This is a genomic window from Sorangium sp. So ce362 (assembly GCF_051519845.1).
Lineage (GTDB): Bacteria > Myxococcota_A > Polyangia > Polyangiales > Polyangiaceae > Sorangium.
This window is the reverse complement of sequence record NZ_CP150332.1, coordinates 6,330,364-6,355,387: the sequence shown is the minus strand read 5'-3', so window position 1 is coordinate 6,355,387 and position 25,024 is coordinate 6,330,364. Positions and strand designations below refer to the sequence as shown.

20 protein-coding genes are annotated in these 25,024 nt (G+C 72.4%); 11 read left to right on the top strand and 9 right to left on the bottom strand.

Annotated elements, in window-relative coordinates; translation table 11 throughout:
* Positions 1-11: 11 nt before the first annotated feature.
* From WMF17_RS24235 to WMF17_RS24225, 3 genes are read right to left on the bottom strand one after another with little or no spacing between them, the layout of a single operon-like run.
* Complete coding sequence (locus WMF17_RS24235; RefSeq protein WP_437595456.1) at positions 12-2,069, bottom strand: HlyD family secretion protein; 2,058 nt, start codon at positions 2,067-2,069, stop codon at positions 12-14.
* A 2-nt stretch (positions 2,070-2,071) separates the two neighbouring features.
* On the bottom strand, positions 2,072-2,764 hold the full coding sequence (locus tag WMF17_RS24230; protein ID WP_437595454.1) for a DUF4956 domain-containing protein: 693 nt from the start codon (positions 2,762-2,764) through the stop codon (positions 2,072-2,074).
* Entirely contained in the window at positions 2,761-3,564 is an 804-nt protein-coding gene (locus tag WMF17_RS24225; protein WP_437595453.1) for a VTC domain-containing protein, read from the bottom strand. Before WMF17_RS24225 ends, WMF17_RS24230 begins: the two co-directional genes overlap by 4 nt.
* A gap of 127 nt (positions 3,565-3,691) precedes the next feature.
* Here WMF17_RS24225 and WMF17_RS24220 point away from each other — a divergent pair, with 127 nt between their 5' ends.
* The 9 genes from WMF17_RS24220 (at position 3,692) to WMF17_RS24180 (ending at position 13,492) form a co-directional block, all read left to right on the top strand.
* The gene (locus WMF17_RS24220; protein WP_437643480.1) at positions 3,692-4,633 is read left to right on the top strand and encodes a hypothetical protein; all 942 of its coding nucleotides are present in this window, start codon (positions 3,692-3,694) and stop codon (positions 4,631-4,633) included.
* Between the two features lie 126 nt (positions 4,634-4,759).
* On the top strand, positions 4,760-4,939 hold the full coding sequence (locus tag WMF17_RS24215) for an FG-GAP repeat protein (protein WP_437643478.1): 180 nt from the start codon (positions 4,760-4,762) through the stop codon (positions 4,937-4,939).
* A 175-nt stretch (positions 4,940-5,114) separates the two neighbouring features.
* Positions 5,115-7,556: a substrate-binding domain-containing protein gene (locus tag WMF17_RS24210; RefSeq protein WP_437651382.1), complete on the top strand. Its 2,442-nt coding sequence runs from the start codon at positions 5,115-5,117 to the stop codon at positions 7,554-7,556.
* Positions 7,557-7,665: 109 nt separating this feature from the next.
* Positions 7,666-7,866 carry a hypothetical protein gene (locus tag WMF17_RS24205; RefSeq protein WP_437595448.1) on the top strand — a complete coding sequence of 67 codons (201 nt, stop codon included), beginning with the start codon at positions 7,666-7,668 and terminating at the stop codon, positions 7,864-7,866.
* Positions 7,867-8,465: 599 nt separating this feature from the next.
* Positions 8,466-8,990 (top strand): hypothetical protein, encoded by a 525-nt coding sequence (locus tag WMF17_RS24200; protein ID WP_437643476.1) that lies wholly within the window; start codon positions 8,466-8,468, stop codon positions 8,988-8,990.
* 472 nt (positions 8,991-9,462) lie between these two features.
* Entirely contained in the window at positions 9,463-10,974 is a 1,512-nt protein-coding gene (locus WMF17_RS24195) for a hypothetical protein (RefSeq protein ID WP_437643474.1), read from the top strand.
* Positions 10,975-11,509: 535 nt separating this feature from the next.
* Entirely contained in the window at positions 11,510-11,776 is a 267-nt protein-coding gene (locus tag WMF17_RS24190) for a hypothetical protein (protein WP_437595444.1), read from the top strand.
* A complete protein-coding gene (locus tag WMF17_RS24185; protein ID WP_437643472.1) occupies positions 11,736-12,785 on the top strand; it encodes a DNA-3-methyladenine glycosylase 2 in 1,050 nt (349 codons plus the stop codon). Before WMF17_RS24190 ends, WMF17_RS24185 begins: the two co-directional genes overlap by 41 nt.
* 95 nt (positions 12,786-12,880) lie before the next feature.
* Entirely contained in the window at positions 12,881-13,492 is a 612-nt protein-coding gene (locus WMF17_RS24180) for a DUF488 domain-containing protein (RefSeq protein WP_437643470.1), read from the top strand.
* Between the two features lie 80 nt (positions 13,493-13,572).
* Here the strand turns inward: WMF17_RS24180 and WMF17_RS24175 are convergent, their stop codons facing one another.
* The gene (locus WMF17_RS24175) at positions 13,573-14,253 is read right to left on the bottom strand and encodes a universal stress protein (RefSeq protein WP_437595440.1); all 681 of its coding nucleotides are present in this window, start codon (positions 14,251-14,253) and stop codon (positions 13,573-13,575) included.
* A gap of 210 nt (positions 14,254-14,463) precedes the next feature.
* A complete protein-coding gene (locus tag WMF17_RS24170) occupies positions 14,464-15,288 on the bottom strand; it encodes an SDR family oxidoreductase (RefSeq protein WP_437595439.1) in 825 nt (274 codons plus the stop codon).
* 599 nt (positions 15,289-15,887) lie between these two features.
* On the opposite strand from WMF17_RS24170, the gene WMF17_RS24165 reads away from it, so the two are divergent.
* Positions 15,888-19,763, top strand: a complete 3,876-nt coding sequence (locus WMF17_RS24165; RefSeq protein WP_437643468.1) for a serine/threonine-protein kinase — start codon at positions 15,888-15,890, stop codon at positions 19,761-19,763.
* A gap of 80 nt (positions 19,764-19,843) precedes the next feature.
* Here WMF17_RS24165 and WMF17_RS24160 read toward each other — a convergent pair whose 3' ends face one another.
* Positions 19,844-20,785, bottom strand: coding sequence for a hypothetical protein (locus WMF17_RS24160; protein ID WP_437643466.1), 942 nt, complete (start codon positions 20,783-20,785; stop codon positions 19,844-19,846).
* 270 nt (positions 20,786-21,055) lie between these two features.
* On the opposite strand from WMF17_RS24160, the gene WMF17_RS24155 reads away from it, so the two are divergent.
* The gene (locus WMF17_RS24155; RefSeq protein ID WP_437595436.1) at positions 21,056-21,844 is read left to right on the top strand and encodes an SDR family NAD(P)-dependent oxidoreductase; all 789 of its coding nucleotides are present in this window, start codon (positions 21,056-21,058) and stop codon (positions 21,842-21,844) included.
* 78 nt (positions 21,845-21,922) lie between these two features.
* Here the strand turns inward: WMF17_RS24155 and WMF17_RS24150 are convergent, their stop codons facing one another.
* From WMF17_RS24150 to WMF17_RS24140, 3 genes are read right to left on the bottom strand one after another with little or no spacing between them, the layout of a single operon-like run.
* Positions 21,923-22,597 (bottom strand): ABC transporter ATP-binding protein, encoded by a 675-nt coding sequence (locus tag WMF17_RS24150; RefSeq protein ID WP_437643464.1) that lies wholly within the window; start codon positions 22,595-22,597, stop codon positions 21,923-21,925.
* A complete protein-coding gene (locus WMF17_RS24145; RefSeq protein WP_437643462.1) occupies positions 22,590-23,810 on the bottom strand; it encodes an ABC transporter permease in 1,221 nt (406 codons plus the stop codon). Before WMF17_RS24145 ends, WMF17_RS24150 begins: the two co-directional genes overlap by 8 nt.
* Positions 23,810-25,015: an efflux RND transporter periplasmic adaptor subunit gene (locus WMF17_RS24140; protein ID WP_437643460.1), complete on the bottom strand. Its 1,206-nt coding sequence runs from the start codon at positions 25,013-25,015 to the stop codon at positions 23,810-23,812. The genes WMF17_RS24145 and WMF17_RS24140 overlap by 1 nt, the downstream gene beginning before the upstream one ends.
* Between the last annotated feature and the right edge of the window lie 9 nt (positions 25,016-25,024).

Sequence of the window (25,024 nt, the reverse complement as noted above, 5' to 3'; positions counted from 1 at the left end):
CCCTGCGCCGCTCAGCCCTGCCACGGCATCTCGAGGAAGAAAGGCGCCTCGGCGCCGGCGTCGAACACGACGATCAGCTTGCCCGGGGACAGCGCGAGCGAGATCCCCTCCGGCTTCTGGCCGGGAAAGCGCCGCACGAGGCTGGGCGAGAGGACGCCGCCCTCGGGGCGGAGGACGTGGAAGAGCGACCCCGCGGCGCCGTCGGCGGTGGACGGGGTCGAGGCGATCGCGAGCGAGCCGTCCGGGAGGAAGCACAGATCGGAGATCCCCCCCGGCGTAGGCGCGCCGTCGAGCTCGACGTCGACGCGCGCGCGCGCCCAGAGCGAGAGGCCGGCGCCATCGAGGCCCCGCGCCTCGAAGAGCGCGCGCGGCGCGCCGAGCTTCCAGATCAGCGCGTTGCCCTCGGCGTCGAGCGGCGACTTGAGCCCGAAGTAGAGCGCGCCGTCGCGGTAGGCCATGCCCTCGATCTCGAGCGGGCGCGTGCCGCCAGGGAGCCCGAGCTGCGCGAGGGCCGCGGGGCCCGCGGCGTCGAGCAGCTCCGCGAGGTGGGCCTCGGCGTCGACGCGGAAGCCGCGGCCGTCCGGCTTCAGCCGGAGCAGCGCGGTGCGCGCCTTCTTGCGCTTGCCCTTCGCGCTGTAGCCCTGCGATGAGAGCAGGTACACGTCGCCCCCGTCGCCCGCGGTGATCGACTCGATGTCCGCGAGCTCCTTCACGCCGTTCACCGGCACCGGCTCCGGATCGACGGCGCCGGCCGCGGACATCGCGAACAGCCAGGGGACGCCCTCATCCTTCTCGTCCTTGTGGCCCGTGTCGTCGCTGACGAGGAGGTACCGCGCCTCCGTGGGGCGGGGCAGGATGCCGGACGGCTCGAAGCGCGTCCGCTGCCGCAACGCCGCCGGGACCGTCATGCGGAGCGCGTCGGCGGCCCGGGCGGGCGGCGCCGCCGCGGGCGCGCCCTTCGCCACGGGGGCGGCCGGCGCGCCGGGGGCCGGCGGCGCGGGGGGCGCGGTGCTCGAGCGCTCGAAGGCGACATCGAACGGCTGGCCGGCGAGCAGATCGACCGGGTGATCGAGCGCGATCGTGACCTCGCGGCCCCACACCGGCACGTTCAGGTCCGTCCAGCAGCGGAGCGGCAGCTGCGTCACCATCGCCCCGACCGTGACGGCCCTGCCCGTGAGCGGCCGCCCGGTCCCGCCGCGCGCCCAGAGCGTCGCGGTGTCGCCCGCCTCGACGTGGAGCACCGAGTTGTCCGGGAGGCAGGCGATGACCTGCCCGCGCGCGTTGGCGATCTCGACGATCGGGTCGCCCGGCACGGCGACGTCGCCAGGCCGCTTGCGCACCGCCGAGACGCGCCCGCCGTGCGCCGCGCGCAGCGTCTGCTGGGCGCGAAGCACCTCGAGCTGCTCGGCGCTCCGCCTCGCCATCGCGAGGTCCGCCTCGATCTTCGCCGTCTCCGGGCTCGCCTGCTGGAGGAGCTTCTTCCGGCGCTCCCCGGCCACCGCGATCTGCGCGCGGAGGAGCTGGATGGTGCGGGGCTTCTCGGTCGCGATCGCGTCGACGCCCGCGCGCTGCACGTCGAGCGAGCCCAGGACGTCGAGGCTCGCCTGCTTGTCCTCGATCAGCCGCTTCACCCGGGAGATCTCGCTGGCCAGCACCTGGCCCTCGGCGCTCGCGCGGCGCTGCTCCTCGACCTCGCGCGCGAGCTCGAGCTTCAGGTCCTCGACGCCCGCCTCGAGCTCCAGATCGAGCCGCGCGTGCTCCGCGGGGATCAGCGCCCGGAGGCGCTCCACGTCGGCGCGCGCCACGGCGAGCTCCGCGTCGATCGCGCCGCTGTCGAGCGTGACGAGCACCTGACCCGGCGTCACCTCGTCCCCGACGTCGACCTCGATCGAGGCCACCCGCCCGACCTCGATCGCGGCGACCATCTCGACGTCGGCCTGCGCGAACGCGAAGATCCCGCCGGTCGGGGCGCCGGAGAAGCGCAGCCACGCCGCGAGGCCGAGCGTGCCCAGCATCGTCAGCGCGGGGGTCACGGAGGAGAGCGCGGATCGGATTCGCCAGAGATGCATCACTAGAGGTCCAGCGTCGGCTCCTGGAGCATCAGACTCACGTCCTCCACTCCGGGGAGCGCTTGAAGGCTCGTCACGAGGCGCACCCGCAGGTCGGGGTGGCGCACGCTGATCTGGTAGGCGTGCTCCATGACGGCGCCCTGCGCCGCCTCGCGCAGGGTCACGAGCGAGAAGGAGCCGCAGTGCTCGCGGAGGACGCCCGCGATCGCGCCGCCGAGGTCCGCGCCCGCCGGCCCGGACGGCGCGACGAACCGGAGCAGCCCGTCCGGCTGCCGGCGCGACCCGTAGCCGGTGGCGTGGAGCATCAGCGTCGCGCCGGCGAACATCCCCGCCCCGGCGATCGCCGCGCCGTAGGCCTGCGCGCCGCTCGCCATGCCGATGGCGAGCGACGCGAAGACGAACACGACGTCGCGCGGATCGCGCATCGTGGTGCGGAACCGGATCGCGCTGACGCCCCCGGCGATCCCGATGCCGGCCGCGATGTTGTTGCCGACGGCGAGCATCAGCGTGCACGTGATGATGCTGCCCAGCGCCATGCTCTGGACGATGGTCCGCGAGTACGAGAGGCCGCGGAACGTGAGCATGTAGACGCCGGCGATGCCCTGCGTGAGCCCGAAGGCGACGAGGAGGGCGATGAGCGCCCTGCGCCACTCGATGGCCTCGCCCTGCGAGACCGTCGTCAGCCAGTCCATCATGGCCGCGGCCCTCCCTCGATCCGGGCCGCGCGCGCCTCCGGGAGCGTCAGCTGCGCGTTGACGCTGAAGCAGTACTTGGAGAACGAGTGCCGGACGAGCTCGAGGCGCTGCACGAGCGCCGCCATCCACGCGGGCGGCCTGCGCTCGAACTTGAGCTCGAGGACGCAGACGGGCTCGTGCGTTTGGGTCTGGACGGGGTGGTCGACAGGGCGCCACCTCCCGTCGGGCGCGTCGAGATCCAGCGCTTCCCTGCGCTGGCAGACGACCCTCCGGTCGAACGTGATGCGCGCATACTTGTCGAGGGTGCTCTCGTAGGCCTCGCGCTCGTAGTCGACGACCACCACGGGCCGGAGATCGTGGCGGTGGAACGCGCTGATGAACCGCTCCGCGTATTTCCGCGGGCCCGGCGCGAGCCGCTCCAGCGCGGCGGGGCGGTGGTGCTCGAGCAGCTCCCGCCACTCGTCCGCAGGCACGCACGCGCGCGACTTGATGATCACGTCCTGTACGCGCCGCTTCACCTCGAGGAAGACCGGGCTCTTCTTGCCGGGGTAGGTGCGCGCCCGCAGCTTGAAGCGGTCCCGCTGCTCACGGGAGTTCGCCCAGAAGAGGTCGAACCCGCGCGTGTCAAAGTAGAGCGAGCGGATGCGGTACGAGCCGTCCTCGTTCGCGTACCGGTCCCTCCGGCCGACAGCGCGCGCCGTTTCCCGGATCGCTGGTACGAGCCGCTCCGGGACCAGGTATTTGAACTCGTATCTCTCGATGACGTCCAGGATGGCGGCCTCCTCGATCGTCAGGGCCACGTGGGTCGCGCCGCCGCGGCGTCGCGAAATTGTTACTGTATGTACGCCATGATGACATAAATTTCACCGGATGTCCGCTAGCGGAATCCTTGGCAAGCCCTCGATATCGCCGCTGTATCCCCGCGCGTTGCATTGGAGTCGCAAAGCTACAGTCCGGTGGCTCCTGCAGCCCGCGCTCGCGCTGGCGCTGCTCGCCTCGGGCTGCCGGGGCGCGGGGCCGCCGGCGGGCGTGGCGGTGCGGACCTCGGGCTGCCCCCGCTGCGGCGGGGTCGCGCGGGTCGGCGCGCTGCCGAAGGGCGATCTCGCCGAGTGCTCCGGCGTGGTCGCCTCTGCGGTACACGCGGACGCGCTGTACCTCCACAACGACTCGGGCGATGCCCCGCGCTTCTTTGCGATCGGGCTTGACGGCGCGCCGCGGGGCGAGTTCGGGGTGACGGGCGCGACCGCGGTCGACTGGGAGGACGTCGCGCGGGGCCCGTGCGGCGCAGGCGGGGGGAGCTGCCTGTTCTTCGGGGACATCGGCGACAACGACCGGGAGCGCGACGGCTATGCGCTCTACGAGGTGAGGGAGCCGGACGCGCTCGGGGGAGCGCCGCGCGCGCTGTCCGCGGAGGCGATCTCGCTCGCGTACCCCGACGGGAGCCACAACGCGGAGACGCTGCTGGTCCACCCGGTCACCGGCGCGTTCACGGTGGTGACGAAGGTGAAGAAGAAGAAGGAGAGCGCCCGCATCTACGAGCTATCGACGCGACCTGCCGCCGGCCGGCCGGCGACGCTCGCTGGCGCGGGCTCGATCAAGGCGCCCGTGGGCAAGCCGCAATTCACGGGCGGCGACGTGCACCCGGACGGCGCCGGCGTGCTGCTCCGCACGTACTCGCACGTCTTCTTCTATCCGATGGCGCCGGATCAGACCGTGGCGCAGGCGCTGGCCGGGCCGCCCTGCGAGATGCCGGCGGCCGACGAGGACCAGGGGGAGGCGATCGCCTGGGTGCCCGGCGGGTGGGACTACGTGACGATCGGCGAGGGGGACGAGGCGCCGATCCACCGCGTCTCCTGCCAGGCGCCCTGAGCGCCGCCCCCTCGCGGCGCGCGCCCGGCGCGGGTCGCCGCCTCTCCCGAGCCGGGCCGCGCGCGATCGCCTCTCCCGGGCCGGGTCGCGAGAGGCGCGCGGCGAGACCCTCAGTCGCAGCAGAACGTGAGCGAGCAGCAGAACGTGAGCGAGCTCGGCGCCTCGGCGGACTTCCATGGAGACGGCCTCTCGGACATCGCTGTCGGGGCGCCCGGTAGCCAGCGCGTCTATGTCGACTTCGCCTGGGCCGGCGCGCTCGACACCGTGCCTGACTGCCTGTGTGTTTTGATGGGATCGAAGGGATGAGGCCCGAGAGCGTGCCCGGCTGCGGCGCACGCTTCTCTGATCGGATAGAGCGCGAACCAGTTGAAGCTCGGGCGGATTCCGGCGAGATCCATGCTGCAGTCGTCGCGAGGCTGGGAGCGATCTTGAAAGAGGCAAGGCGTTTCGCGCATTGTAAGCCAGCTCATCGCGCCTCGTGATGGCCCCTCGGTACGCCCGCATGCTCAAGGTGCCCGACCTCCTCGCCGTCCTGCAGCAGATCGTGCGGCGGGCCATGGCCATCCTCTCGCGCGCGCCGCGCGGCAGCCTGCTCCTCCGCGAGGGCGACCGCTTCGTGGCGCGCGCGCTGGTCGGGTTCGACGCGCCCCCTGGACCCGGTGTGCACATGCCGGTCGCCCCGGAGCTCGCCGGCGACGGGGCCGCGCTCGCCCAGGCGACGCCCGAGGCCGTGCGCGGGAGCTACGTCGTCGATGCGCGCGCGTGGTACCGGGCGTACCTGCCCTTCGCGCTCGGGATCGGCGGCGCCGTCCCGGAGGGGGCCGGCATGCTCGTCGCGCCCATCCAGCTGTACGGCGAGCCGGTCGGCTACCTCGCCATCGAGCAGGCGACCCTGGAGTCTCCGGACGAGGCGCGCCGCGCCACGATCGAGGCCCTCGCGGACACCGCCGGACACGCGCTGGAGCGCCACCGGCTCTATGACGACAAGGCGAGCGCGGCGCAGGAGATCCGCCTCTTCGAGAAGCTGCTGAGCGCGGTGGGCACGACCGTCGCGCTGCACGACCTCATCGAGACCATCGCTCACGGCATCAAGAGCGTGCAGCTCGATCCGGACTGGAGCACGGTTGAGCTGTGGCTGCTCGAGGAAGACAGCCTCGCGCCTGGCCGGGGCGACCGCCGCGCCCGCGTGTACCGGGCTCCGACGTCGGAGCCGACGACCTACTGGCAGAACATCCGCGCCGGCGCCGACAGCGCCGCGCGGCCCCTGGGCGTCACCGTGGACTTCCGGACCGGCCACGGCGGCCAGGGCGAGGGCTCGCAGCGCGCCCTGCTCGACGAGGCGATCCGCCGGCGGGTGTCCGGCATCCTCATCGCGCCCAGCAACCCCGAGAACGCGGAGGAGGCGTTCCGGCAGGCCGCGGAGGTGGCCATCCCGGTCGTCGTGATCGACACGCCGCCGATCCCGGGCAGCCGGGCGCCGCTCTACATCGGGACGGACAACGTGGCGTCGGGCAGGCTGGCGGCCGAGGTGATGAAGCGGCTGCTCCCGGGCGGCGGCGTCGTCGCGGCCCTCGGCGCCGTGGAGCTCGCGCTGGGCGTCCGCGAGCGCGTCGAGGGCTTCTGCGCGGCGGCCCGCGGGTCGAACCTCACGGTGCTGCCGACCCTCGCGTGCGACTGGGATCTCGAGGCCGGCACGCGGCTCGCCACGGCGGCGCTCGAGGCGCGGCCCGACGTCGCCGGCGCCTTCGGGGCCGCCGCCGACAACGGGCCGTCCTGGGGGCTCTCGGCGCGGGCCCTCGGCAGGGCGGGCGATCTGAAGGTCGTCGGGTTCGATCTCATGGCCGGCACGGTCGCCTTGCTCCGGCAGGGCGCGATCCACGCGACGATCGTCCAGCGCGAGCACGACATGGGATTCCGCGCGGTCGAGGTGATCCACCGGATGGTCACGCAGGGCCTCGAGCCGACCCTCGCCGAGCTGCCGCCCTCGCGCACCCTCCACACCGGCGTTGATTGCGTCACCCTCGAGCGGACGCCGTGGTCCACGACGCTGAGCGACTACCTCACGCTCGACGCGGCCCGCCGCGTCGCCGTCGGGCAGGGCGCTCGGGGCCCGTCGGTCGCTCCTGCGCTGGAGATCATGCTGATCGGGCTCCCGCCCCCCTCGCGCTCCGTCATCGAGGACCAGGTCTCGATCCCGGCGGGCTCTCTCGTGGGCCGCGCGATCGAGGCGGGCAGCCCGCTCGTGATCGATCCCGACGAGGGAGAGGCGCGCGCGGACGTCGCCCTGCCCCCCGCGCACGCCGGCGCGCGCACGGCCGTCGCCTTGCCCCTGCAGGCCCGGGGCACCGTCCTGGGCGCCCTCGTCCTGAGCAGCCGTCGCAGCGGAGCGTGCCGGCAGGGCGACGTGTCGTTCCTGGTCCGCGTCGCCGGCACGGTGGCGGTCGGCGTCGAGAACGCCCGGCTGTTCCGCCGCATCTCCGAGCGGAGCGCGGCGCTCGAGCGCGCCAACGAGCAGCAGGCCGCGATGCTCCAGACGATCCGCCAGCTCTCGAGCCCCGTCGTGCCGATCGCGGACGGCATCCTGGTGATGCCCGTGGTGGGCGTCATGGACGCCGAGCGCTCCGGCAACTTCATCGAGTCGATGCTCCGCGCGATCGGCGCTCAGCGCGCGCGCGTCGTGCTGATCGACGTCACCGGGATGGCGGTCGTGGACGCGTCGGCGGCGTCGCAGCTCGTGAAGGCGGCGCAGGCGGCCGCGCTGCTCGGCGCCGAGGCGGTGCTCGTCGGCATGACGCCGGAGGCCGCGCAGATGATGGTCGCGCAGGGCCTGGACGTCGGCGCGATGGTGACGCAGGCGAACCTGGCGCGCGGCTTCCGCTACGCGCTCGCGCGGGCGCGCCGCCGCACGGCGACGCGCCGCTGATCCCGGCGGGCGGCGACCCGGCGCCGGCGGTGGGGGGCGCCTCGAGCTGGCGCGGCGGCGCGGCGCTCGCCTCGGCGGTGCGCCGCACGCGCCGCTGCTCCTGGACGATGTGCACAACCTGGTCGAAGACGACCGCGGGATGACCTTGCCCTTCTTCCCGAGCGCCTCGACGGCGGCGACGATGGCCGGCCCGTTGTACGACAAGAGGCCCGTCGCGACGTTGAGGTCCGGGTGGGCGTCGATGATGTCCTCCACGTTCGCGCGCGCCTTGCTGGTGCCGTTGCTGACGACCTCGCCCCCACCGCCCTGATCGCAGCCTGCGATCCACGCCATCGACAGCATGGCGAGCGCTGCACACGCGGGCTTCCAGAGATCCTTGTGATGTTTCACGGCAGCTCTCCTCGGTTCGTCCGCGACAAGCGCGCGTCGAGACGATACCGCTGAGCCGCGACCTCGGTGATACCCCGAGGCGATGCTAGCGACTCACCGCGACGATGTCGCGCCTCGCCTGGACGACCCAGGCGGGATGTTCGGGCGGAAGCGCCGCGCCATCAGGCGCGGCAGAGACGAGGCGTGCACGAGCCGCCTGCCCCGCAGAACAACCGATGACGGGCGCTCGCGATGTGCGATGCGGTACGGCGATTTCAGGGCGCACGTCACCTCCTTGTGCGGGCGCCGCTGAGGATGTGTCCGCAAGGCGGCGACGTGGTGCGCTCGAGGCGCACTGGGGGCCGTGTCGGGCTCGAGCGGACACGCCTCGCTGGATGGGTCGGTGGAGGAGAGAGGGAGTAGAAGAGAGGGAGTAGGGGGAGAGGGAGTATGGCGGAGAGGGAGTAGGGGAGGCGATCGGGAGTGGGAACGGAAAGTCGTGGTTGGCGCCAGGAGGGAAACCGCGTAGAATCACGGATCGTGTTAACACCCAAGCAGGCGCAGAGTGCTTCTTTGTTCCTCTGCGTGACGTTCTTCCCGAACGAGCGGCTGTCCACGGCGGTCTTGCGGCTGGTGTCCAGCTTTTGCGGCCAGGTGCTGGACGACGCGAATGTGAGCTCGCGGTTCTACATGGCCGCGCACGAGCTCGCCGAGAACATCACCAAGTACTCCTCCGGCTCTCGCGTGAGCCTCGAGCTCGCGCTGGAGGAGGACCAGAGCTCGCAGGTCATGAAGATCCGCGCGCGGAACGAGGCGTCGCCCGAGCGCCTGCGCGAGGTCGAGCGGCAGCTCATCGCGCTGAAAGCCGCGAGCGACCCGGTGAAGCACTACGACCAGCTCATCACGGAGACGGCGATGATCGACGGGATCTCGGGTCTGGGCCTCGCGCGCGTCCGGGCCGAGGGCGGGCTCGACATGGACTACACGATCGAGGGAAACGAGCTGACGATCATCGCGCACGCGCCGATCGGGCGATGGGAAGCCGAGGAGCGGGTCGAAGCTTGAGCCCGCTCTCGGCCGAGCGATCAGGCCGATGAAACCTGTACGAGCCGCCCTGCTTCCTGCCGTTTCCATGGCCCCCGTCGACGCCGAGCGCGTCTCGACGCCCACGGTCGCTGTGTCCCGATGACGACGGTTCCGGTGCGCGAATCATGAAAGAGACGGCGCCGATGGCATGCGGCGTACGGCGCGCGGATTGCTGGCGCGCCGCGGCATGAACGATGGCGAGCGTCTGCGAGGGAGTCCAGCTCCGGGCACACTCGGGCCGCGTCTGGGCCGGAATCTGGTCGCTGTTGGGCTCAGCCTGTGCGCGTGCGGGCCGGCAGCGAGCGCTCCCTCGCAGATCCCACGTAAAGCCGGAGCGCTCGGACCGACTGACGTTGCCGCTCCGATCGTGGCCACGCCTGCGACAGGGAGAGCGCCGCCTCTCGATGCGGTCGTGGCTGTCACGCCGCCTCGCGGCGCGGCTGCGGTCCCCGTGCTCGAATGGCGGCCTGGAGAGTACGCCGCGCGACCCGAGCCGCTCACGCCGGCGCGCACGGAAGCCGAGCTCGGCTGCGAGGCCATGGCGGCGGACGCCGCGAATCCGCCGCTCTGGGTGATCGAGGTGCCGAAGCCCCTGCGGCTGTGGGCCAGCACGGGGCCGTTCCCGTCGCCGGAGCTGACGACGACGCGCGCGCTGATCAGCGTGCAGGCGATGTCCGATACCGGCCCAGGGAACGTGCTGGCGTGCGGCCCGGCGCTGTCGGTGGAGCTCGCGCCGGGCAGGTACGCGCTGCGAGGCCGGGTCCGCTCGGCGGAGTACACCGAGTCAGGCGTGCCACCGGGCGTCGATGGCTTCGCGTACCGGATCAGCGACCTGGCCGATAGCTCCTGTCCGAAGGACCTCGCGACCCGCGGTATCCATGACTGGGACGGTCAGTTCCCGTTCACGGTCGACACCGATCTGGACCTGAACGCCGACGGCCGGCGGGATCTCCGCGTCGAGTTCCAGGCGGCTTTCACGAGTCCCGGTACGCGGCTGCTCGTGAACGAAGCGTACCCGCGCTGCCTGCGGGTCGTGGCCGACGTGCCCGCGCTGCTGCGCCCGCTCCCGACGAGGACGCACGGCTTTTCGGACCTACGTCTCGGCTTCTGGAGGCTCCATCCCGTGGATGGCTTCGGCGGGCGCATCGTGATCGAGTACGACGGCAAGTACAGCGCTTCCACGTCGGCCTACGACGTGAATCGATTCGTCCGCTGTCGCGATGGTTATCCAGGCGAATCGCCCGAGGCGGACCGCGAGACGGAGCGGCTCTGCGAGCGGTGGTTGCGGAGCAACGACGGCAGCGCCGCGCCCTACGAGCTCGTCGAGCGCTGGCTCGGCGTGCCGGCGTATCGAGACAGGCTGGAGAGCCCGACCGAGCTCGCAGGGACGCAGGCGACGGCGCTGCTACGGGCGCTCGACGCCGAGGGGGTCCGCTGGCAGTACGGCGCCGTCCGGGCGTGCGAGCCCCGCGCTGGAGGGCGCGCGTGGGTCTTCGGTCTTGAGCTCCACGCGGAGCACGATCCGCCGCAGGCGTGGAGCCGAGAGGCCTTCGTCGTCGTCCGGCAGCCCCGCGGGCAGCCCGCCCGCGTGAGCGCGGTGCTCGACGCCTCACCGTGCCCGGTGGCCGATGTGCCGAGCGACCTCGAGTCGTTCGTCGATGCCTGGCTCGAGGAGCCCTGGAGCGAAGCCAGGTCCGCGGCGAGCGGCTCGCCCGGGCTGAGCGCTCAGCACCTGCGCCTGCAGCGCGCCCGTGCCGCGGAGCGCATCGAGCTCGCCGACGTGTCCGGTTGCGCCACGCCGCCGCACGCCCCCGCGTGGCTTTGGACCGCTCGGATCCCGGCGCCGCCGGCGCTCGCCGAGTACATGAGCAGCACGCCCACCTACCTCGTCATCAGGCGATCTGCTCGAGGCTTCGTGGTGGACAGCAGCACAGAAGTCCGCCCGCCGCACTGTTCGTCCTAGCTGGAGGAGCGCTCACCGCCTGTGAGGAGGAGCCTCTCCACGGGGCTTTGCCCCCGACCGCGGCGCCTCTCCCCGTTCGTCTCGCTCCGGCGCCGGTGCGCGCGCCGCGGCCGCCGTGCGTCGCTGCGCCGCCCCGCGGCCTCGGCGTCGCGCACCGGCACGCCGAAGGAGCAGACCCACACGGATCCGCCGGCCCTGCCCGTGAGCTCCTCGACAGCGTCGGTATCGTAGCTGATCGGCGGTATCGCGATCTCCTCGCCGCGGAAGAACCGCTCGCCGAGCCGCTCACGCAGCCCAGGCCGCGTGAGCGCAGACGGGCGGCCCGAACGCGCTGCATCTACGTCCAGGCGCCGATGTAACCGCTGAGGTGCGCCTGCAGGGTGCAAGAACAGAGAAGGGCGGCTTGACAGCCCGTCCGAGGACCCCAAGTGCGAAGTGTACCGATGCGATGCCTCAGTCCCACCGGGCTGCGGGACGGGCTCGACGGAGTGGATCCAAGCCATGCGCTGATCTCGCGGCTGTTCATGGGAGAGACATGACCACCGAAGCAAAGTGGCCCCTCTATTCGTTGAAGCTGGAGACACGATCCGAGGTGGCCGAACGAACGCTGGCGCTCCGGTTCGACAAGCCCGCGCTCATCGGGAAGCACCTGCAGAGCAGCGCCTCGCCGGGGGACCAGATCACAGGACCGCTCTGTCATCTGGCTGGTCCACGCGCGATGGTCGCGGGCCTCCGCGCGATGCTGAACAAGGCCGGTGTCGATGACGATGATATCCGGACGGAGGAATTCACTGGCTGCTGACGCGGACCCGAGCAGATGCCCGCACGATCGGTCTCTGGAAACGCACGCCACGTGCCCAGGCGAAGCGGTCGCGCAAGGGCGGCTCAGGACCCGAGCGCCGTTCCACCTCGAGGCGACCGTGCGCGTTCTGCAGCGACGACCGGCAAACCCGGTCGAGGTCTGGGAGCGAGAGCGCTACAAACGGGTGGTGGCGACGGGCGACGATCTCGCGCTGGTCGAAGTGGAGAACCGCGGGACCATCGACAGCCCCGATGTTCGGTTTTTCGTCCGAGGAGGCGACCCTTCCACCGCCACGATCGCCGGGCTTGAGCGGACCCTCCGCAAGGTGCTCGGCCTGGATCTGGATCCAGAACCTCTGCAACATGTGCTCGAGGCCGAGCGCCGGCTCCGCGCCACGGCGCTCGCACTGCGAGGCATGCGACCCCCGCGGTTCGCTGACCTCTTCGAGGCGTTCGCGAACGTGATCCCCTTCCAGCAGGTGAGCCTGGACGCCGGTATCGCGATCGTCGGCCGGCTCGTCGAGCGCTTCGGCAGGTACCTCGAGCAGGGCGGTCGCCGCTTCCGGGCGTTCCCCACGGCCCAGGCGATCGCGGAGGCTCGTCTCGATGCGCTGCGGAGATGCGGCCTGAGCGCCGTGAAGGCCGAGTCGCTCCGGCACGTCGCCCGAGCGATCGAGTCGGGTGAGCTCTCGGAGCGAGGGATCTCGAGCATGACCATCAGCGATGCGCTCAGGACCCTCGACGAGCTACCGGGCATCGGCCCCTGGAGCGCCAGCCTGGTCCTGCTTCGGGGTCTCAGGCGTCTCGACGTGTTCCCGCCGGGCGACGTCGGTGCCCTACGCGGGCTCAGCGGGCTGATGGAGCTTCGGCCTGGAGCGTCGCTGCGGCGCTCCCTGGCGAGCTTCGGCGATCGCCGGGGCTATCTCTACTTTTTCGCCCTGGGAGGTGGCCTCCTCGCGAAGGGCCTCATTCACGCGGCTCCGCCGTCAACGTCCGCTCGCCCTCGGTGAGCTTGCGCCGCACGCGCCAGGGGACCTTTCACGAGTTCTCCGCCGGTAGATGGTTGACGATCAGGGGCTTGTCGCAGAAGAAGGGAAGAGGGCGCATGGCAAACGTGAAGCGACGGACGACGACGGGTAGAGTGCGGACCGCGCACCTCGGCGCCAAGAGGGCGGAGCCGGTGCGCCTCAAGCGGGCTTACGAGCGGCCGGAGGCGACGGACGGATACCGGGTGCTCGTGGACCGGCTGTGGCCGCGAGGCGTGCGCAAAGACGCGCTCGCGATAGACGCCTGGATGAAGGAGATCGGGCCGAGCGATGAGCTCCGCCGCTGGTTCGGTCACGACGCCGCGCGATGGGACGAGTTCGCGGCGGGCTATCGCGGCGAGCTCCGCCGGCAGCCAGCCGCCGGGTTCGTCGACGAGCTCGTCGCGCTGGCGAATCGCGGGGCGCTCACGCTCGTGTATGGGGCGAAGGATGAGCTTCACAATCAAGCGGTCGTCCTCCGCGAGGTGATCGAGCAGCGAGCGCACAGAACCCGCGCCCGCTCGCAGACTACCAAGAACGCGGCCGAAGCCGCCCCCCTGGCACAAGGTCGGGCTCTCGCGGAACCACGCCCTGCCTCGTCGAGGAGACGCCCCACGAGCGCCGCGAAGGCGCGCGCTGGAGGTGGTGCGCCGCGCACGCGGCCAACCGGCTCACGACTACGCTCGCCGTGACTCGAAAGCGTACACGGCTGGAGCCGCCATCGCGTGGCGCGGTGCAGTTTCTCGGCCGGCGGGAAGCCAGGCCCGCGACGTCAGGTCGAGAACCCCCAGGGCTTCACGGCGCGCTGCACCCTCCTCGTCGTCTCGGCACTGGAGTAAACGTGCGCGCGGAGATGGCCCTGGTGGCGCTCGCACCAGAGGTTCGCCCCGCCGCTCCCGTTGCGCGCCACGAGGCACTCCGGGCAGGGCGGCTCGATCTCCGGCACGCGCCAGGAGTCGTCGTGGTGCTTGTCGCGGACGACGCAGACAGGGCACCCGGCGGTCCGCACGACGCGCTCGGCGACCGAGCCGAGCAGGACGCGCTTCACGCCGGTGCGCCCGTGCGTGCCCATCACGATGAGATCCGCGTCGATGTGCGCCGCGAGCCAGACGATCTCCCGGGCGGGATCGCCCGTGAGGAGGTGCGTGACCACGCGCTCGACGTGCGCGGGCCGCGACGGCACGGCGAACTCGTTGACGACGCTCGTCGCGAGCTCCTGGAGCCGCTGCGCGGCGTCCGCGGCGCTCGAGGTCCGGGCGAGGCCCTGCAAGCTCAGCATCTCCGGCTGGCTGTCCGTCACCGTCACCACGTGGACCTCGCCGCCCGTCTCCTCCGCGTTCGCCAGCCACAGCGCGCGGAGGAGCACGCCCCGGCTCGCGGGCGAGAGATCCACGGCCGCAAGGACGTTGAACGGCTTTGTGTTGCTCGAAATGCTCGAAGAATTCGGTTCCATGGCGTTCTCCCCTGAGATGTCCTCGTGTGTGTTCGTGATCGACACGCAAGGAGCGTGCCTCTCGCCGCCTCCGGGGCGCCGCGCCAGCACGTCGCGAGGAGCAGCTCGGGACGCAGCGGATGCGTCGACCAGCGCACCGGATGCGTGGGACGCCAGGAGGTGCCGAATCGGGGCGGAGGCAGGCGTGCCCCATGCCGCCCGCCGGGGCGCTCAGCCCGCCGCCGGGCCGGCCTTCCGCTGCGCGCTGTCGCAGACCCAGCGGACCACGCCCGGGAGCACCCCCTGCGCGATCGCGCCCACGCGCGAGCCGAGGTCGGGGTAGATCTCGAACCGGCCGCGCGCCATGCCGTCGGCCATGCTGCGCGCCACCGCGTCCGGCTCCAGCGTCTTCACGTTGCCCGCGATGGCCTTGGTCTCCGCGGGCTTGTACCGGTTCTCGAACGCGAGCTGCGGCGTGTCGGTGTCGGGCGGCATGCACACGCTCACGCGGACGCCGTGTGGCCACATCTCCGCGCGCAGCGCCTGCGAGAAGCCGATCAGCGCGAACTTGCTCGCGGCGTACGGCGTGTAGCCGTAGATGCCGATCACGCCCGCCAGCGACGAGACGTTGAGCACATGGCCGCTGCCGCGCGCCACCATCGCCGGCAGCACCGCCTTGCACAGGTGGACGGCGCCGAAGAAGTTCACGTCCATCATGCCGCGGAACTCCTCGATCGGCAGCTCGAGGAAGCGCCCCGGCATCACGACGCCCGCGTTGTTCACGAGGTGATCGATCGGGCGCTCGGCTATCCGCGACTCCATCGCCCGCGCGACGTCGTCCGCCCGGCTGATGTCGAGCTCCAGGACGTCGACCCGCGCCGACGGGTGCTCCCGCCGGATGCCCACCGCCGCCTCGTCGAGGAGGGCGCGGCGGCGCGCGACCAGCGTCACCGCGGCGCCGTAGCCAGCGACAAGCCGCGCGAACGACAGACCGATGCCGCTCGATCCGCCGGTGACGAGAACGCTCTTGCCCTGGAAGTAAGTCTGGGTGTCCATCGGCGGCGGAACCTACCCCAGGAGAGCGTCAGGCGCGAGATGCTCGTGCGGGGCCCGCCTCGGAACGCCTCAACGGGCAGCCACAGGCCTGAGGACCTTCCAACCGAGCTGGTTGAACCGCTTCCTTTGCTCACCTTGTCAGCTCCTCATTCATGCGCTTCAGTCCAGCACGCCGCGTGCCATGAATTCGAGTTCAGAACACCGTACGGAGACGATGAGCCGTCGTGACGCGCATCCTGCGGACAGGGCATTTTGCCCCGCTGTGGTGAAAATGCGCGGCCACACCTCAGCGCAGATCCGCCAGGGTGACAGCGGACGCGAGCCCGCCGCGAGGCGAGCCCGACGGGGAGCGACCCCGTTCCCAGGGAAGCCGCCGGGTTCCTGGTGCCGCACGGGGTCGCGCTCCGCGCTGCATGGAGCTTCCGCCCGTGCTCCGGCGCTCTATGTTTTTTATCTCACATTCCGTGCTCTGTCGCGACCGGCAATGTACTGCTGTGTCCGGCCGCTCCGGGCGGACTCGCTGGCGATCGGCGCCGAGTTCGTCTACTCACCGTTGTAAGCAAGCTCATGCGAGATCTCAGGTAACACGGGAAGCCGAGATGCGCGTGGGAGATGTCATCGACCGTCGCTTCCGCATCGAGCGCCTCGCCAGCTCCGGCGGGATGGGCGACGTCTACCGCGCCATCGATCTGGACACGAACGAGCCGGTCGCGCTCAAGGTCCTGCAGCGCCGGGGGCTCCAGGAGGCGATCCGGTTCGCGCGGGAGGTGGAGGCGCTCGAGGCGCTCACCGCGCTCCGACACCCGGGCATCGTGCGCTACACCGCGCACGGCGCGACCGAGACCGGGCAGCCCTACCTCGCCATGGAGTGGCTCGCCGGCGAGACGCTGACCGAGCGCCTCGCCCGCAGGTCGCTCACCGTCGCCGAGACCCTCGCGCTCGGCTCCAGCATCGCCGCCACGCTCGGCGTCGTCCACCGCGCCGGCATCGTCCACCGCGACCTCAAGCCGAGCAACCTGCTCCTCGTGGGCGGCGCCATCGAGGGGGTCACCCTCCTCGACTTCGGCGTGGTGCGCCTCGGCGCCATCGATAGGCACCTCACCATGCCGGGCACGATGCTCGGCACCCCGGGCTACATGGCGCCGGAGCAGGCCCGCAGCGAGCCGAACATCGACACCCGCGCCGACGTCTTCTCGCTCGGCTGCGTGCTCTTCAAGTGCCTCACCGGGCGCTCGGCGTTCCAGGGCGCCGACGGGCTCTCGGTGCTCATCAAGGTCATCCTCGAGGACCCGCCGCGGCTCCGGGAGCTCCGCGGCGACATCCCCGAGGCGCTCGACGATCTCGTCGCGCGTATGCTCGCGAAGTCGCCGAAGGACCGGCCCCGCGACGGCGACGCGGTCGTGGCCGAGCTCCTCGCGCTCGACGACCTCGGCCCGGACGTCGTGAGCAGCCGCCCCTCGAACACCGTGCGCGGGAGCGAGATCACCACGAACGAGCGCAAGATGATGTGCCTCGTGCTCGCGCGCGACGTGACCGGCGACGCCGAGGCGACGCGCTCCCAGGAAGAGGACCTGGAGCGCAGCAAGGCGCTCATCGCGGTCGCGGAGCGCTACCAGGGCGAGCTCGAGATCCTGGAGTCCCGCTCTCCGCTCATCGTGCTCTCCACCGGCGGGGCGCCGACCGACCTCGCCGCCCAGGCCGCGCGCTGCGCGCTCGCGCTGAACGCGCTGCTCGGCTGCGTGCCCGTCGCGCTCGTCACCGGCCGCGCCGAGATCTCCTCGCGGCTGCCGGTCGGCGAGCTCATCGACCGCGCCGTCCACCTCCTGCCGTCCGTCCACGCCCCGGTCGGCGCGGACGCCGTCCGCCTGGACGAGGTGACCGCGGGGCTGCTCGGCTCCCGGTTCGACGTCACCCGCGACAAGAGCACCCTCCGCGTGCACGGCGAGCGCGAGGCGCTCGCCACCACGCCGCCCCTGCTCGGCAAGCCGACGCCGTGCGTCGGGCGCGACCGCGAGCTCGCCCTCCTCGAGGCCGCGTTCTCCCACTGCGTCGAGGAGTCGACGCCGAGCGCCGTGCTCGTGACCGCGCCCGCGGGCGCCGGCAAATCCCGCCTCCGCACCGAGCTGCTCCGGCGCCTCCGCGACCGCGGCGAGGAGATCGAGGTGTGGATCGGGCGCGGCGACCCCATGAGCGCCGGCTCGGCCTTCGCCCTGCTCGCCCCGGCGCTGCGGCGCGCGATCGGCCTGTTCGACGGCGAGCCGATCGAGGCGCGGCAGCACAAGATCCGCGCGCGCGTCGAGCGGTACGGCCGGGGCGACTCCGCGCGCACAGCGGCGTTCCTCGGGGAGCTCATGGGCGTGCCGTTCCCCGACGGCGACAGCGCGCAGCTCAAGGCGGCGCGGCGCAGCCCCGTGCTGATGAGCGACCAGATCCGCCTCGCCTGGGAGGAGCTGCTCCGGGCCGAGTGCTCGGCGAGGCCGGTGCTGCTCGCGCTCGAGGACCTGCACTGGGGCGACCTGCCGAGCGTGATGCTCGTCGACTCGGCGCTCCGCAACCTCGGCGATCAGCGGCTGATGGTGCTCGCGCTCGGCCGGCCCGAGGTGCGCGAGCTCTTCCCGAAGCTCTGGGCGGGGCGCGGCGTCCACGAGGTGCAGCTCTCGGGGCTGCCGCGCCGCGCCAGCGAGCGGCTCGTGCGCCAGGTGCTCGGCGAGGGCGTGGCGCCGGAGCTCCTCGCGATGATCGTCGACCGCGCCGACGGCAACGCGTTCTACCTGGAGGAGCAGATCCGCGCGGTCGCCGACGGCAAGGGCGCCGACCTGCCCGAGACGGTGCTGGCGATGGTGCAGGCGCGCATCGAGGCGCTCGACGTCGAGGCGCGGCGCGCGCTGCGGGCGGCGAGCATCTTCGGGCAGACGTTCTGGCAGGGCGGCGTCTCGGCGCTCGTGGGCGGGGCGCAGGTGGCGCCGAAGCTTGTCGAGCTGGAGCAGCGCGAGGTCATCGCCCGGCGCGGCGAGGGCAGCCTCCCCGGCGAGGTCGAGTACAGCTTCCAGCACGCGATCGTCCGGGAGGCGGCCTACGGGATGCTGACCGAGGGCGACCGGCGGCTCGGGCACAGGCTCGCGGGCGAGTGGCTCTCGCGGGCGGGCGCGGCGGATGCGATGGCGCTCGGCGAGCACTTCGAGCGCGGCGGCGAGCTCTCGCGGGCCGCGGCCGCGTACTGCCGCGCGGCCGAGCAGGCGCTGCGGGCGCAGGACCTCGCGGCCGCGATCGAGCGCGCCGAGCGCGGGGTCGCGTGCGGCCCGACGGCGCAGACGCTTGGGGCGCTGCGCCTCGTGGAGGCCGAGGCGCACGTCTGGCGCGGGGAGCTCGCGCTCGCGGAGCAGCGCGGGACGGAGGCGGTGGACCGGCTGCCGGCCGGCGCGGCGCCGTGGTTCTCGGCGATCAAGCAGGTGGCGGTCGCGGCGGGCAAGCTGGGCGGCTTCGAGCGGGTGGAGCGCTGGATGGGCGCGGCGCAGGCCGCCGAGGCGGACGCGGAGGGCGCGCTCGTGGCGAAGCACATGTGCCTCGGCGAGGGCGCGCTGCTGCTCGTGTTCGGGGGGCGCTACGCGTTCGCGGACGCGCTGATCGAGGCGATCGAGGGGGACGGGACCGATCTCGCGGAGCGGGAGGCCGAGGTGGTGGCGCGGCTGCACGAGGCGCGGTCGATCCGGGCGCTCGTGAACGGCGATCCCGGCGCCTGCCTCGCGGGGCTGTCGGCGGCGCTCGCGGCGTTCGAGCGGGCGGGCGATCGCGGCAACGCCTGCGCGGTCCGCATGAACGTGGGCTACATGCACGCGGAGCTCGGGGATTTCGCGGGCGCGGAGGAGGTGCTGCGCAGCGCGCTGGCGGGCGCGGAGCGGATGGGGCTGCACGAGCTGGTGGCGGCGACGCTGAGCAACCTGGGGAACGTCCTCGGCTACCGGGGGCGCGTCGAGGAGGCGCAGCGGATCGAGCGGGAGGCGATCGCGCTGTCGCAGCGGCTCGGGGATCCGCGCCAGGAGGGGAGCGCGCGGACGTACCTCGCGCGGATCGCGCTGCTCGCCCGGGATTTCGAGGGGGCGGAGCGCGAGGCGACGACGGCGGCGGAGATCCTGCAGAGCGCGCCGCCGCTGCGCGCGGCGGCGGTGGCGGCGCGGGCGCGGGCGCTCCTCGGGCTGGGGAGGTTCGACGAGGGGCTGTCGGCGGCGGGGGAGGCGTTCTCGATGCTGGAGGCGATCGGGGCGATCGAGGAGGGGGAGTCCGCGGTGCGGCTCGTCTATGCCGAGGCGCTGGCGGCGAACGGGATGGAGGCGGACTGCGCGGCGGTGATCGCGGCGGCGCGGGAGAGGCTGCTGGAGAGGGCGGGGAAGATCAGCGATCCGGTGTGGAGGGAGAGGTTCCTCACGGTGCCGGATAACCAGAAGACGCTCGCGATGGCGGAGCGGTGGGGGGGGTAGGGAAGGGGAGCGAGGGCGAGCACGAGGGCGCGCACGCGCACGAAAGACAGGGGGACGGGGCGGAGGGGTGAGGCGGGGGCTCAGTCTTCGCGGGGGGCGGGAGGGAGGCCGGCGTTCTTGCGGAGGGTGGCGATCAGGGCGTCCATCGCCTCGCGGTAGCTCTTCTGGGCCGCGGCGAGACGCTCCTCCATCGTCTCGTCGATCTGCTTCACCTGCGTCGCGGACGAGTCGAGCATCGCCTTGCTGCGCCCGAGCTCCTCGATGCGCGCGTCCGACGCCTTCTTCTCCGCGTCGGTGCGATCGCCCGAGGACTGGAACGTGCGCTCCGCCGCCACGGCCTCGTCGATCGACGCCTTGATCGCCTCGATCTCCTCGAGCATGCGGCGGAGCCGGAGCTTGTGCTCGACCATGTCGATGTGGACGGTGTAGCTCGCGAAGCTCACGGCATCGGCCTGCCTCTCGAGCGTCGCGGCGTTCTCCTTGCCGAGCGAGGCGCGATGACGCTCGATGCGGCGGTGCGCCTCGTTGCGGTCGCGGACGTACTTCTCGAGCTGGCGGGCGACGCCCTCCTCGAGCGCGTGCGCGGTGGCGCCGGTGACGTCGGCGTCGCACCCCTTCTGCTTGACGACGTACTGCGCGGCGCCGCTCACCTTGCGGTTGAGCTCGTCCTTGTTGTCGTCGAAGAACTCCATGGCGCCGTTCACGGCGCGCACGCGCTCCACGTAGTCGTAGCTCCGGCCAGCCGCGTCGGCCTGCTCGATGACGTCGACGACCACCTTCCAGTCCGGCTCCTTGAGCTGGTCCGGATAGCCCGCGAGCTGGTCCGTGGCGCGCTTCGCGAGGTCCTCGCGCTCGCTGAGCGACGTGGCCGTGGCCTGGAGCTCGGCCGGGTAGCGCCCGGCATAGCCGCTCTGCGGGGCCGAGGAGGCGATCTCGGGCTCCGGCTTGGGGGCGCTGCAACCGAGCGCGAAGAGGTGGCCGGCCAGAAAGAGCGCGCCGGCGACGAGGCGGGATCGGTTCATGGGAGCAGGGCTATAACCCAACTTCGCCCCCGCCGGGCGCAGTCCCGGCATCCCACATCCGCGCCCCGCGGCACACGGCGAACGCAGGGCGCGCTGCGCTGAACGGCGCCGGAATCGCTTCCCATTTGGTCGCGCCCTTGGCATCGTCGCGGCCCGTTCTGCGCGCTGGGAGGTGCTCCGGGCGAGCGAGGACGATTGCTTGATCTCGGCGTTTCGAGCGCCGGAGCCGGTCACCGCGGCGCCGATTACCTTCGCGAGAGGACGTGCGGCATGGGAGCTTTGAAAGACAAGGTCGTCATCGTCACTGGCGCGAGCTCGGGCATCGGCAGGGAGACGGCCGCCGCGCTCGCCGCCGAGGGCGCGAAGGTCGTCGCGAGCGCGCGGCGCGAGGCGCAGGGGCGCGAGCTCGTCGCCGCCGTCAAGGACCGCGGCGGCGAGATCACCTGGGTCACCGCCGACATGCGGGTGGAGAGCGACGTCAAGGCGCTCGTGGACGCCGCCGTCTCCACCTACGGCCGCCTCGACGGCAGCTTCAACAACGCCGGGAGCGGCTTTCTGGTGCCGTTCATCGAGATGAGCAACGAGGACTACGACCTGCTCATGGAGACGAACCTCCGCGGCGCCTTCTGGTGCATGAAGTACCAGCTCAAGGCCATGCTCGCGGGCGGCGGGGGCTCCATCGTCAACTGCGCCTCGGTGGCCGCGTCGCGCTTCTTCCCCGGGCTCTCCGTCTACGGGGCCTCCAAGGCCGGCATCGTCGGGCTCTCGCGCACCGTCGCGGTCGAGTACGCGCAGAAGGGCATTCGCGTCAACACGGTGAGCCCTGGCATCGTCGAGTCGGAGATGGCCACGGCGGGCTGGCGCCTCGACGATCCCCAGGGCCGCGCCTTCGCCGCGTCGCTGCACGCCATGAACCGCGTCGGCAAGCCGGGAGAGGTGGCCGCGGCGGTCGCGTTCCTCCTCAGCGACAAGGCCTCGTTCGTCACAGGCCAGGACCTCGTCGTCGACGGCGGCCTCGTGTCGGCGTCGTGGCCCGCGGGCTACGCGGGCGGAGGCTGAGGCGCGCGCCAGCGGCCGAGCCGGCGCGCGCGGCCTGAGGCTCAGCGCGATGGCGATGGGCTCCAGGCTCGCCGTGCGTCAGCGCACCCGCCCGTCGACGATCGTGATGGTGCGATCGCAGCGCTCGGCGATGCGCGGATCGTGGGTGACGATCAGACAGGTGGTGCCGAGCTCGCGGTTGAACTTGCGGAGCAGCGCGAAGATCTCGTTCGAGGAGTCCGTGTCGAGGTTGCCGGTGGGCTCGTCCGCGAGCACGAGCGGCGGCCGCCGCGAGAGGGCGCGCGCGATGGCGACGCGCTGCTGCTGACCGCCGGAGAGATCGGTGGTCTTGAAATGCATGCGGTCCGCGAGGCCCACGGCGACGAGCAGCTCCTCGGCCTGCTTGCGCAGAGCGCGGCTCGGCGCGCCCTCGTCGCCCCAGGCCGGGAGCATCACGTTCTCGAGCGCGCTGAAGGCGGGCAGCAGGTGATGGAACTGGAACACGAAGCCGAGCATGCGCGCGCGCACCCGGGTGAGCTCGCGCTCGTCGAGGCGCGTCGTCTCGATGCCGCCGAGCAGCACGCGCCCGCTGGTGGGGCGATCGAGCAGGCCGATGATGTTGAGCAGCGTGCTCTTGCCGGAGCCAGAGGGCCCGATCAGCGCGACGAACTCGGCCTCTTCGAGCACCATGTCGACGCCGGCGAGCGCTCGCGTCCGCACGCGGTGGCCGTAGTCCTTGACCACGTTCTCCACGACGAGCAGCGGCTCAGCCATTGCGGATCGCGGTGGCGGGGTCGAGCCGGGCGGCGTGCCGCGCCGGGATCACGGCGGCGAGCAAGCCGATGCCGGTCGCGAGCGCGCTGGCGGCGGCGATCAGCCCGGCGTCGATCGTCACCGGAAAACGCGGCACGCCGTCGGGGTTCTGGGTCATGACCTCGAACAGCTTGGCGAAGGCCGCGCCGAGCGCCGAGCCGACGATCGACCCCGCGACGCCGAGCACGCCGCCCTGGATCAAGAATATCGCGAGCACGCGCCGCGCGGGCGTGCCGACGGCGCGCAGGATGCCGATCTCGCGCGCTTTCTGCACGACGGAGACGATGAGCACGCTGGCGATGCCGAGCGCGACGGCGACGACCACGAAGAACTGGATCATGTCCTTCGAGCTCGACTGCGCCGACAGCCCGCTCAGCAGCTCCGCGTTGAGCTCCATCCAGCTATCGGCGTCGAGCCCCGTCCGCTCGCGCAGCTCGGCCGCGATGCGCTCGGCCGCGAACACGTCGGCGACCTTCAGATCGATCGCGGTCGCGCCGGCGGGCAGGGCATACAGCGCCTGGGCGTGGCGCAGCGACGCGACGAGCCAGCTCCGGTCGACCGCCTCGTTGCCGAGCCTGAACAGGCCCGAGATCGTGACCACGTCGTCGATGCCCTCGCTGCTCGTGACGCGGAGCTTGTCGCCGACGACGGCGCCGAGATCGGCAGCGAGCGCCGCCCCGATCACCACCGACCCGCCCGTCACGTCGAAGCGGCCGGCGACCATCTTTCTCCGGAGGTCGATGATGGCGACGAAGCGCTCCGGATCGACGCCGTACATGACGATCGGGCTCTTGGCGTCGGAGCGAACGGCGAAGCCCGCGCCGGTGACGATGGGCGAAGCGGCGAGCACGCCGGTGTGCCGCTCGAGGTCGCGCAGCACCGTCGGCCACTGGTCGATCGAGCGCAGCCGCTGCGGGGCGGGCTGCACGCTGCGCGCGATCGCGAGCGCCGCGCTGGGCTGCACGAGCGGCCGCGCTTCCTTGCGCGGCTCGCGCAGCGTGATGTGTGGTTGCGAGCCGAGCGTCTTGTCGATGAGCGAGGTCTGCAGCCCGCCGATCAGCGCAGACAGGAAGACGATGACGCTCACGCCCACCGAGACGGCGGCCAGGATGAGCGCGCTCTGGCCCCGGGCATCACGCAGGTACCGCAGCGCGACGAACCACTCGAACGGCATCAGTCGCACTCCGTGTGCACGCGCTGGCCATCGGACAGGGCGCGCCCGTCGGGCACGATCACCTCGGCGCCGGCCGGGAGGCCCGAGGCGACCTCCACGCTGCCCTCGCCCTTGAGCCCGAGCGCGATCGACCGGCGCGCCGCGCGGCCGCCCTCGACCGCCCATACCCACGGCTCCGGGGTCGCCGCGCCGCGCACGGCTTCGCTCGGCAGCGTGAGCGCGCCGGCCGCGCGCGCCACCGTGAGGTCGACCGAGACCGTCATGTCGGGCTTCAAGAACGCGGGAGGCTGGGGCACGCGCAGGCGCACCTCGACGCTGCCACGCTGCGGGTCGATCGAGGGGGCGATGTAGCTCACGACGGCGTCGAAGACGATCTGCGGGTAGGCGTCCGCCGAGGCCCGGGCCGCCTGGTCGAGCGAGATGAACGGGAGGTTGCGCTCGTCGGGGTTGAAGACGAGCTGCGTCGCGGCGTCGGCCGCCATCACGAGCAAGGTCCGCGCCGGCTGCACCACGTCGCCGGGCTCGACGGAGCGCGACAGCACCACGCCGTCGTCCAGCGCGGTGATGCGGGCCTGCGCGAGCCGCACGTTGGCGCCGGTGAGCTGGGCCCGGGCCAGCAACAGCGCCGTGAGCGCCACGCGCGAGTCGGCGCCGAGCGGCGCGGACGAGAGCTGCTGGACCTCTGCCGCCGCCTTCTGCGCGCGCGCGATCTCGAGCGCCCGCTGCGCGTCGTCGAGCTCCGCCGGGGGGGTCGCGCCGGAGTTCGCGAGCTCGCGGGTGCGCGCGAACGTCTTCTCCGCGCCTTCGAGCTGCGCTTGGGCCTGGCGCAGCGCCTCGCTGGCGACGATCGCGCCGACGCGCCGGAGCTGCTCGACGCGCGCGGCCGCCTGATCGACGGCGGCCTGGGCCTGCGCGACCGCCGCTCGCGCCTCGGCGTCATCGAGCTGCACGAGCAGGTCGCCGGCGCGCACGCGCTGTCCTTCGACCGCGCCGACCGCGACCACCAGGCCCGCGCTCTGCGCGGAGACCTGGACCCGGGACGGGACCCAGACGCGTCCGCTCGCCACGATGTGCTGCTCGATATCGCGGGCGACCACGCGGGCCGTGCGCACGCTGGGCCCTCGCGCGCGGACGGCGGCGTAACCGCCCCCTGCGATCGTGGCGACCACGACGACCCAGAACAGGGGACGGGACACCCAGCGCATCGAGACTCT